General features: G+C 50.1%; 12 protein-coding genes and 1 pseudogene. 6 read left to right on the top strand and 7 right to left on the bottom strand.

Annotated features, from left to right (window positions below):
- Positions 1-77: 77 nt before the first annotated feature.
- Positions 78-893, top strand: a pseudogene (locus FKW19_RS12175) (IS256 family transposase); the annotation flags it as partial.
- A gap of 159 nt (positions 894-1,052) precedes the next feature.
- Here the strand turns inward: FKW19_RS12175 and FKW19_RS12170 are convergent.
- The 3 genes from FKW19_RS12170 to FKW19_RS12160 are packed head-to-tail and all read right to left on the bottom strand — an operon-like array spanning position 1,053 to position 2,216.
- Positions 1,053-1,559: a hypothetical protein gene (locus FKW19_RS12170; protein WP_116100382.1), complete on the bottom strand. Its 507-nt coding sequence runs from the start codon at positions 1,557-1,559 to the stop codon at positions 1,053-1,055.
- Positions 1,560-1,584: 25 nt separating this feature from the next.
- On the bottom strand, positions 1,585-1,965 hold the full coding sequence (locus FKW19_RS12165) for a transcriptional regulator (RefSeq protein ID WP_116100383.1): 381 nt from the start codon (positions 1,963-1,965) through the stop codon (positions 1,585-1,587).
- A complete protein-coding gene (locus tag FKW19_RS12160; protein ID WP_231862534.1) occupies positions 1,953-2,216 on the bottom strand; it encodes a DUF6516 family protein in 264 nt (87 codons plus the stop codon). The genes FKW19_RS12165 and FKW19_RS12160 overlap by 13 nt, the downstream gene beginning before the upstream one ends.
- A gap of 677 nt (positions 2,217-2,893) precedes the next feature.
- On the opposite strand from FKW19_RS12160, the gene FKW19_RS12155 reads away from it, so the two are divergent.
- Positions 2,894-3,136, top strand: coding sequence for a type II toxin-antitoxin system Phd/YefM family antitoxin (locus tag FKW19_RS12155; RefSeq protein WP_063355034.1), 243 nt, complete (start codon positions 2,894-2,896; stop codon positions 3,134-3,136).
- Entirely contained in the window at positions 3,133-3,558 is a 426-nt protein-coding gene (locus FKW19_RS12150) for a type II toxin-antitoxin system VapC family toxin (protein WP_116100384.1), read from the top strand. The genes FKW19_RS12155 and FKW19_RS12150 overlap by 4 nt, the downstream gene beginning before the upstream one ends.
- Positions 3,559-4,079: 521 nt before the next feature.
- Here FKW19_RS12150 and FKW19_RS12145 read toward each other — a convergent pair.
- Together FKW19_RS12145 and FKW19_RS12140 are read right to left on the bottom strand one after the other, a co-directional pair.
- Positions 4,080-5,159 carry an IS5 family transposase gene (locus tag FKW19_RS12145; protein ID WP_116100385.1) on the bottom strand — a complete coding sequence of 360 codons (1,080 nt, stop codon included), beginning with the start codon at positions 5,157-5,159 and terminating at the stop codon, positions 4,080-4,082.
- A gap of 169 nt (positions 5,160-5,328) precedes the next feature.
- Positions 5,329-5,781, bottom strand: coding sequence for an Rrf2 family transcriptional regulator (locus tag FKW19_RS12140; protein ID WP_099540562.1), 453 nt, complete (start codon positions 5,779-5,781; stop codon positions 5,329-5,331).
- Positions 5,782-5,884: 103 nt separating this feature from the next.
- On the opposite strand from FKW19_RS12140, the gene FKW19_RS12135 reads away from it, so the two are divergent.
- Entirely contained in the window at positions 5,885-6,367 is a 483-nt protein-coding gene (locus FKW19_RS12135; protein WP_003618947.1) for a DUF2938 family protein, read from the top strand.
- Positions 6,368-6,386: 19 nt separating this feature from the next.
- Here FKW19_RS12135 and FKW19_RS12130 read toward each other — a convergent pair whose 3' ends face one another.
- Positions 6,387-7,301: a helix-turn-helix domain-containing protein gene (locus FKW19_RS12130; protein WP_116100386.1), complete on the bottom strand. Its 915-nt coding sequence runs from the start codon at positions 7,299-7,301 to the stop codon at positions 6,387-6,389.
- Positions 7,302-7,450: 149 nt separating this feature from the next.
- Between FKW19_RS12130 and FKW19_RS12125 the strand changes: the two genes are divergently transcribed.
- Positions 7,451-8,197: an SDR family oxidoreductase gene (locus FKW19_RS12125; protein ID WP_116100387.1), complete on the top strand. Its 747-nt coding sequence runs from the start codon at positions 7,451-7,453 to the stop codon at positions 8,195-8,197.
- Between the two features lie 40 nt (positions 8,198-8,237).
- On the opposite strand, the gene FKW19_RS12120 is transcribed toward FKW19_RS12125, so the two are convergent.
- Positions 8,238-9,149: a LysR family transcriptional regulator gene (locus tag FKW19_RS12120; protein ID WP_116100388.1), complete on the bottom strand. Its 912-nt coding sequence runs from the start codon at positions 9,147-9,149 to the stop codon at positions 8,238-8,240.
- 115 nt (positions 9,150-9,264) lie between these two features.
- On the opposite strand from FKW19_RS12120, the gene FKW19_RS12115 reads away from it, so the two are divergent.
- Complete coding sequence (locus tag FKW19_RS12115; RefSeq protein ID WP_003626994.1) at positions 9,265-9,597, top strand: YciI family protein; 333 nt, start codon at positions 9,265-9,267, stop codon at positions 9,595-9,597.
- Positions 9,598-9,634 lie beyond the last annotated feature (37 nt).

Here is a 9,634-nt window from a genome sequence, read left to right as displayed (position 1 = left end):
AGGCGGAAAACGCTTCGATTTGTTGCTCATGAATTCTTCTTACCTCTCGGGTCGTTCTGTCTCCACAAAACCCGGGGCAATTCACTCCCGACCTGATCAGCCGCGTCACTGATGCCGTTCTGGACGAGGTCCGGGAATGGCAAGGCCGGGCGTTGGATCGGATGTACCCCATCGTGATCTTCGACGCCCTTCGGGTCAAAATCCGCGATGCGGACAGCCGGACCGTTAAAAACAAGGCCGTTTACGTTGCCCTCGGTATCACCCGCGAGGGGGTGCGCGAGGTTCTGGGGCTCTGGATCGCCGAGAATGAAGGCGCCAAATTCTGGCTTTCCGTGATGAACGAGTTGAAGAACCGGGGTGTCCATGATCTCCTGATCGCGGTCGTGGACGGGTTGAAAGGCTTCCCCGAGGCCATTACCGCCGCCTTTCCCGAAGCGATGGTTCAGACCTGCATTGTCCACCTGGTCCGCCACAGCCTGAACTTCTGCTCATGGAAGGATCGCAAGGCCGTGGCTGCTGACCTGCGCCGGATCTACGGGGCCGCGACCGCTGACATGGCAGCCGCAGAACTCGATGGGTTCGAGGAGAAATGGGTCGGGAAATACGCGTCAATCACCCCGGCATGGCGCCGGGCATGGACCGAGGTGATCCCGTTTTTTGCCTTCGATCCGGCGATCCGCAAGATCATATACACTACCAACGCCATCGAGAGCCTGAACCGGGTGATCCGCAAATCGATCAAGACGCGCGGTTCGTTCCCGACTGACGATGCCGCAACAAAGCGGATCTACCTGGCGATCCGCAGCTTCGAGAAAGACGGCCGGAATGTGCGGGAATGGTTTACGGCCCGCAACCAGTTCGCCATAATGTTCGGCGAGCGTTTCGCCGCTTGAGTATCTGAAAACCCATGGACCAGGTCAGATACACAGAATTTCAGACACTCCCCATCTGTTTGTGCCTTTCCGTTTGTAAAGGCAAATTAATAAAGGCTGCGTCCCTGTCGTTCCCATGGAAAACGACAGGGACCGTCCTGATCAGAGACCATTGTGAGACTATCTCTGATAATTATACAGCCTATAGCCCACATGTAGCGCCAAAATCCCGAAAACTGCGTAAATAGGGGATTTCATGAAGGCATCAGACGCCCACCAGCTCAGATCGCCCCATACTGGGTCATGCAGAAATTTTGAATCCAGACTGGTGATCTGGCCGATGACCGGCGGGGTAAACGTGGTTTGGATCTTCCAGAAAGCAAAGCCTTGCGCAAACACATTCCACAACCATGCGAATGAAATGCTTCCAAAAAAGGGAGCATAAATGCGGTGAGTACAGACCAACCTCAATCGGTCGAGGATTGGTGTGTCACCATCCAAATCGACCATAAACAGCATCATGCTGATGCTCATGACGCACATCGCAACCTGCAGCGGCCATTCCCACACCAAAGACCATTCCAGATCGCTGGTAAATACACACCATGCTGCAATCAGAGCACTGATAACGGCAGGAATATTCCATACGAGAAGTCTTTTTTCGCTCCATGACAAGTCATAAGACATCCTAAACCTCATCAATCCTTATAATTTAAGCTACGGCTTTCAATTCATAGTCCACATGGAATCCATCGTAAGGGAATACGACTTTATCTCCGATTTTTTCAAGCAGACCTGCTGCCAACAAGACTTGAATATCACCATGAGTAGCTTTCACGTCCCGTCCAATGAGCTTACTCAGACCTCTTATCGACATGGGCTTTCGGCCTGACATCACCTGCAACAACTCCTGACGACGTGGTGTCAGTGTTCTCCACATGAGATCAAGCGTTATGAATGTATGACGGGGCTCCTGTTTTTTACCTTCAAACGCTGCAGCCAGTCGTTTGCCCACTTCATCCAAATCATCGAAACCAATCAGAAGAATTTCTTTCTTCTTCTGGCTACGCAGAACGTCTTTCATTTCAACCATTCTCTCACATCCTCCAAAAAATCATCTTTTAAGGTCTGCAAATCTTGAAATGTGTAAGAAACTTCTACGGCTCCTATGTGCTTATGGTCTCCTTTTCCTGACTCATTGTCATATCGCAGAACGCATTTGCCATCCGATATCAGAGCCAGACGATACTTGTAGTGGTGCAAACTGCCTCTCAAGGGAGAAGGAACCTCCCAGACCACCAATTCGATAAACACCCGTTCTGAAAGGGTGATTTTCTCTTTCATGATGGAACGGGCTTTCGTCATGGAAAGGATTATAATTTAGGATGTTGTCGTTGTCCACAACAACAACGATTCGCTTGGAGCGAGGGCACCACTGATATAACACCAACCATAAGATCGATTTACTCTATATAACCTATAGCTTCAAACTACGTATTTTTATGAAAAACAGCCCCCTTCCCCATACCTACTTGCGTTAATACCATTTATCGCAAGTAGGTGGGCTCCCGGAAAAAGGGAGGTTTGTCGAAAGCCAGAAGATAATGATAATCCGTCGCTGACTGCCGTTTTTGTCGCCGAAAAAACCACTTAATCGCGATAAAAATGCAGAAGATAATGATAAAAATCCACTGATTGATGATAAATAGACACAAGAGGCTACAAGCCAAACGGTGCGGTGACGATCCGTCGCCCCGTATTCTCACCTTGGGGTGCAAGCCAGACCATATAATTGTCTGCCGTGAGTGGTTCATTCGCCTCAAACAGAGGCTCAAATTAGATTGACTGCAATTAAGGGCCCAAATGGCGCCAGATTCTCCTCACAGTAAACGACTTTTTTCAACAGAATTCTTTGTAAGAGGACATTCACTCGGTAAGTCGGCTGATCTCGGCTGAATTTTGATACACTGAAAAGAATGTTCATGCTATAAAGTGACCAGTTTAGTAGTCAGGAGTGTGATATGCAGACTGTGAATTTGGTAGATGCAAAAGCCCACCTCAGTCGCCTGATTGATCAGGCAATGCAGGGCGAGCCTGTTCGCATTATGCGTCGAGGAAAGGTTATTGCACAGATCAACAAGATTACACGCGAGCGTAGACCTATAAACTTGAATGCTTTACGCGCTCTAACGGCAAACATGACACCCCAGACAGTACCAGCAAGAGATATGATGCGGGATATGCGCGACGAGGCACGATATTGAACGTCTATATCGACACATCCGTGCTGGTTGCGGCGCTGACCAACGAAGCCGAGACAGAGCGGATGCAGTCGTGGCTTGCCAGACAAGCTCCACAAGATTTGTTTATCAGTGACTGGGTTGCTACTGAATTCTCTTCAGCACTTTCAATCAAGCTACGGACAGCACAGATCACAGTGACCGATCGTGCAAATGCTTTAGCCCTATTCACCCGCCTTTCCGCTGAAAGCTTCGAACTTCTGCCTGTAACCACCCAGCAGTTCAAAACGGCAGCTCGTTTCTCAGATCAATATACTTTGGGGCTGCGAGCAGGTGATGCTTTACATCTCGCAGTCTGCGCAGATCATGGAGCGACGTTATGCACTCTGGATCGACGCCTCGCTGAGGCAGGACCTCATGTCGGTCTTAGGACAGAATTACTGTAATTTGTTTGTTATTGGAGAAGTCTGTTGGAAAAGTCAGGTCGAGGTGCCCGGTTAGAATTTCATATGCAATCAGGAATGAAAATTCTCCACGATTACAGCATTCTAAATGTTGCAATATCGGACCTGATTGCTGCATAGAAGCTCTGTCGCGATCTTTTTAACAGAATTAAAGCAGGCATGCCACTCCCCGCCCCATCGCCGACATAAACGCTATAAAATAAGAGCTCAAATTTCACTTGCTGTTTTTATCACTAATCAGTGGTTTTTTCTCGGCCAAATAGAATATTATCCATATTAAATGGATTCATAACTCACTGATAAAACAGCATTCGAATTAACATTATCTTCTCGTTTTCGACAAGGTTTGTCGAAATTCCTTAATTAGGTGGAGGGATCGAAGAACCGTTGGTTGATGCGCCTGGCTCTTGATTTTGAGCTTTTGGCGATTTGATTTACGGTTCTTGAAGTAACATTCGCTCTGCGTTTTGAGCAGATCGGGAACTGCCTTCCCTGCTGGATAACTACGCGCTCGCGTTCAACCTTTCGAGGAAGAGGAAGCGGCGCATGTTGTAGACGATATTGGCCAGCCCGATCCTCATTGTGGCCCGGGTGATACCGACAGTTCGGATGAATAGTCCGGTCTGTGACTTCTGGTCAGCAAAGACATGCTCGACGCGGGATCGGATCACGGACTTTCCTGCATTCGATCTCTGGATATGTCGTGGCATGGGCTTGAAATGAGGCTTTTTCCTGTGAACCTTCGAGACAAAGCCATGCTTTTCCATGGAATCCTCATTGGCTTTTGAGCGATAGGCCGTGTCAGCCCAAACGCTTGAGGCCGTATTGGTTTTATCCAGCAGCCCCTCTCTCAATCGCGCACCATCACTGGCGGCGGCATCCGTCGTCTTCCATTTCCGGATGAACCGAAACTTCCGGTCGATGGAGACGTGGGATTTGTAGCCAAAGAACGGGATGGCGAGATCCGTTGCGGGGATCGTCCCATCGTCCTGCCGCTTCGCCTTCGTGAACTTTAATGTCCAGCGTGCATGGCGGTCCTTGTGGGACAGCTTTGCGGGTTTGTCCTGCCAGTCTTCGGGGATACGCCCTGCCCGGAGATCCGTTTTCTCAGCGTTGGTATTGCGCTGCTTTGGAGCGGCCACAAGTGTGGCATCCAGGATCTGGCCCGACATCGGGAGATAGCCGGCGTTGCGCAGGGTCGCATCAAATCGGTCAAACAGTCTTTCAATGGCACACGCCTGTGTCAGACGCTCGCGAAACAGCCACACCGTTTTGGCATCAGGCACACGGTCCGACAGCCCCAATCCCAGAAAGCGCATGAAGGAGAGACGGTCGTTGATCAGGTATTCCGTCCGTTCATCAGACAAATTGTTCAACGTCTGGATCACCAGGATCTTGAACATCAGCACCGCATCAAATGGAGGACGACCCCCTTTACTTCCATCCGAATACGCCACAGCCTTCTCCAGATCAGGGCGGAACACCTCAAAATCCACAGTCTGGGAAAAGGCTTCGAGCTGATCCCCCAGCCCGCTCAGACGCGCCAGCCGCTCTTCAACATCAAAGAAACCGGTCTGCTTCATCTTCCACCATCCCCAATCAACGCCGAAGAAATGGAATCACACAAAATAGCTCAGAGCCAAGAGGTTTTTCGAACCCTCCACGTCATGTAGCTTAAACCACTCACTGTTTGCGACATCTGAATTCCGGGAGGCACAAGGTCAGCATCAATCCTGGCCATCAGTCCTTGGTCTACTTGCAGAGCGTGGCCGGAGCATGGCGCGCTGCTAGCCTCTGATGGAAGTCGGCATGAAGCGCTGCAAGTGTAATCTGGCCAAAACGCGCGAGAAGTTGGGCCGTAGCATCCGCAAGGACGCCACTCATTGCATCGTTAACGGCTTCCTCAACAAGGCATTCAGTCTTTTCACTCCGGTTCCCTATGGCGAATAATCTTGGGGCATCAAGAGCCTCGTAAATATCTCGCAGCGTTACCCGATCCAACTGGCATGAAAGCGTCCACCCCCCGCCATGTCCTTTCTCGGAGTGCACATATCCATGCTCACGCAGACCGCCCATAAGACGTCGCACAACCACGGGGTTGGTGTTAAGGGCGCGAGCTAGGGCTTCTGACGTCATGGGACCACCTGCTTCTGCCATATGCAGGAGTACGTGGAGCACACAGGATAATCTGTTATCTTGTCTCATGTAACTTCATGTGTTGCTAGAGTGCGATTTCGTCAGTATATCATGAAACTCGAAAAGTGACATGAAAGTGTGCGCGAACACTCTTACTTCGAGGACATGCTGTATGAATTTGCTCGAAATTCTGACAGTCGGCGTCGTGGCGACTGCTGCATCCGATATCTGGCAACAAGCCCAGAAACCATTGACTGGAATTCCTGCAGCCAACTGGTCTGTCACCGGCCGCTGGGTCATAGGGTGGCGTGACGGCAGGATCTATGACCCAATGATTGGAAAAAGACCCTCCCTGAAAGGAGAGGCCACTGTTGGCTGGGCATTTCATTATCTGATTGGTGCTGTTTATGCCGCACTGTACCTCAGTTTTGTGGTGGTTATAGCAAAGACAGTCCCCACACTGCTAAATGGTCTACTCTTCGGACTTGTTACCCTTTTAGCCCCTTTTCTGTTTATGAAACCTGCTCTGGGCGGCGGTTTTTTCGGGCTTAGGGCTCCCAATCCTGGAAAAGGACTATTTCTCAGTATAAGCGCTCATGCTGTCTTTGGAATGGGACTGTATTTAGGTGAACTTTTTTACCAAGGTTTTTTCTGAAACCTTATTCAGAGAGTGATTACAGTTTTCTATAGTGACGAGGACTGACACCTGTCACTCTGCGGAAGACCTGAGCAAAGTGACTTGGACTGTCGTATCCGATCCCCAAGGCAATCTCGATAATGGAAAGATTGGTCTTACGAAGCATTTCTGATGCTTTCTGGACGCGGTGCTGCATGAACCAACCAGAGGGGGTTTGTCCCGTGGTTGTACGGAATGAGCGACTGAAGTGAAAACGGCTCATGCCGCACAAAGCAGCAAGACAATCCAAATCAAATGGCTCAGCCAGATGTGCTTCCATATGATCAAGAACTCTACGCAGTTTCCATGTGGGCAAGAGAGTGGATCGTAGCTTTATCTTAGCTCTGGCATCAGCATACTGTCTTAAAAGATGAACTGTCAGACTTTCCAGAAGGCCATTTACAAATAAGGAATTTGTAATAACGGAAGATTGCATTTCAGCTATCAGACCACTCAAAATGCCTGATATGAAAGCATCCTCCCCGCCCGAAACATCCCGCATTCGAATACGGGATGAAGTCAGATTTAATGACTTGGCAGCTCGATCGACAAGCTCAAGTCCAAGATAGAGATGCAACACTTCAAAACAAGTGTTTCCCTTGCCCTGCCACCGCATCAGATAGGGTGTGTCCGTCTGCGTGAGGTAAAATGTTCCTGCTCTTGCCTTGCTCTGTTCCCAAGGCCCTGTCAGTTCACGCTCTTCAATATTTGCTTCTCCGCGGATAACCCAAACAAGCAGGGGTTCTGCGACGGCAGGTACAAGAATTTCGTCTTCTTGTACCGGGCGAGTGAATATCTGGACGTCAACATCCTTCCAGACATCCCCTTCACTTTGCGCGACTTTCTTCCCGGGGAGAAGTTGCTCCAGTGTCAAACTGGCAGCACGCCGAGAAGGAAGGCAGGACAAAACCATCTGCTACACTCTCTCATTTCCATGCGCGACTATCTATAGCGCAAAATCGCGATAGTTTCAGCAAGAAGCCAAGAGAGATATCTTCTGGCATAAATTACACCTCCTTCGACAAACAAGGGCGATTGAAGGCTCGTTGTGTGGAGAAGGTTATGAACATTGCAGGAAAAATTGCTCTGGTGACCGGAGCATCCAGTGGCATTGGTGCGGCAACAGCGCGCAAACTTGCAGCAGAAGGAATGACAGTCGGCCTGGCGGCACGTCGTCATGATCGCCTGAATGCACTTGTCAGTGAGATTACCAAGGCTGGCGGTCGAGCTATTCCTCTGGTGACGGACGTTACTGACCTTGTCTCGTGTCAAGAAGCGACAAAGAGCTTGATTGCCCAATTTGGAAGGATTGATGTTCTGGTCAACAATGCGGGCCTAATGCCCCTATCTAGCGTTGACAGCCTGAAAGTGGACGAATGGCAGCAGATGGTGGATGTAAATATATCGGGTGTTCTTAATGCAACGGCAGCCGTTCTTCCGCAGATGATCGCACAGCATTCGGGCCATATTTTTAACATGTCCTCGATTGCAGGCCGGAAGGTCTTTACGGGTCTCGCCGTTTATTGTGCCACCAAGGCTGCGGTGACAGCGTTTTCAGACGGCCTAAGAATGGAGATCGGACCAAAGCATAATATCCGCGTTACCTGCATTCAGCCGGGAGCCGTAAAATCGGAGCTTTACGACCACATTACAGATGCTGATTACCGCAAACAGATGGATGATCTTGCAGCGTCCATGACCTTTCTCGAGGGCGAGGACATAGCAGACAGTATCCTTTTTGCTCTGAAATCACCTGCACGTATGGATGTTGCAGAACTGTTTGTTCTTCCGACTGAACAGGGATGGTGAACAGGAACTGATTACCAACTGAGCTTAGGAGTCAGGCACCCTACCGTCGAAAAGAGGCTTCAGGCTGGAAAGCCTCTTGAAGCTCGGTCACAAAGACCCGCAGCTTTGGCGTCATAACTGGACCTGCGTTATAAAGCAGGTGCATGGGCCTGGCCGGAACTGTCCACCTCGGCATAAGCTGGACAAGCCGTTTGCTTTTAATATCTGGAAGCAGGGCCTGCTCATATCCCAGCAGAATGCCGTCGCCAGCAAGTGCTGCAGAATGCAGAACACTTGAATCATTACTGATTATCCGCCCGGAGACGGTGACAGGCCGCGTAACGCTTCCTTGAGAAAAGTGCCAGGTTGTTACAGGGCCGCCGGAATTTTCATACACGAGACACTCGTGGCGCATCAGATCATCGGGCTGCCCTGGAAAACCATGTTTTTCTAGATAGTTTTGAGCCGCGCAGATGACCCGACGATAGGCCGTCAGAGGACGACTGACCGCTGCAAGGTCAGTCTCCAGTTCACCAATTCGGATCACAGCCTCATGACCATCCATTGTGGGATGAACCAGTTGGTCTGACAGGGACAAATGGACTTGAATTTCTGGATATCTTTTCTGAAAGTTGTGAACAAATGGCAGCAATACTGTTCGCCCGAAGGTGACGGGAACACTAACAGATAATGTGCCGCGCGGTGTGCCAAGCGTATTGGCTGCCAGACTGTCAGCTCGTTCAGCAGCCTGCAGAACAAGCCGACATTGCTCGCAATAGAGCCGGCCTGTTTCGGTCAGACTTTGCCGACGTGTCGTTCGATGCAACAGGCGAGCACCAAGGTGATGCTCCAGAGCCTCTATATGCTTGGCGACCATCTGCGGCGACAAAGTCAGATGCTGGGAGGCCGCAGCAAAGGACCCCAATTCCACGACCTTGATAAAAATCTTCATGCTGGTTAACCGGTCAAGCATTCATCCTCCTCAGTTGTGACTGATGTCTCGTATCGACAATTTATCCAGCGGAAAAGAAGAATATGCTGAAGGCTTCGAGTGATTGGCAAGTCCAGTTCTGGTGGAGACTTTCGAAATGCCTGTTTATCTTGTGCGCATGGACCACCCTGACGGCGAGGGATGGGGACAGCATGTCGCAGCACACGTGTTGTATCTCAGGCGCCTTATTCAGGAAGGCAGCCTGCTGGCGTCCGGTCCGTTGAAAGGGACCCCATTGCGCTCCGGCTTTCTGATTATGAAAGGCGCCAATCGGCAAGAGATCGACGCGATGATTGCCGGTGATCCCTTTGCATCCGAAGGTTTGATTTGTGATCTGCGGATTGAAGAATGGGACCCACTATTCGGGTGCCTGTCAAATCATGCAACAGGCAAACTCCCGCAAGAATTGAAGTCTCTTTTCCCTTCATGACGACAGCGCTGTGTTTTTTGAGAAATAAAAACGAAAA

The sequence above is a fragment of the Acetobacter sp. DmW_125128 genome (assembly GCF_008704325.1).
GTDB classification, from domain to species: Bacteria; Pseudomonadota; Alphaproteobacteria; order Acetobacterales; family Acetobacteraceae; genus Acetobacter; species Acetobacter oryzifermentans.
The sequence above is the reverse complement of the archived record's forward strand: the minus strand, read 5'-3'. Positions and strand labels throughout refer to the sequence as shown.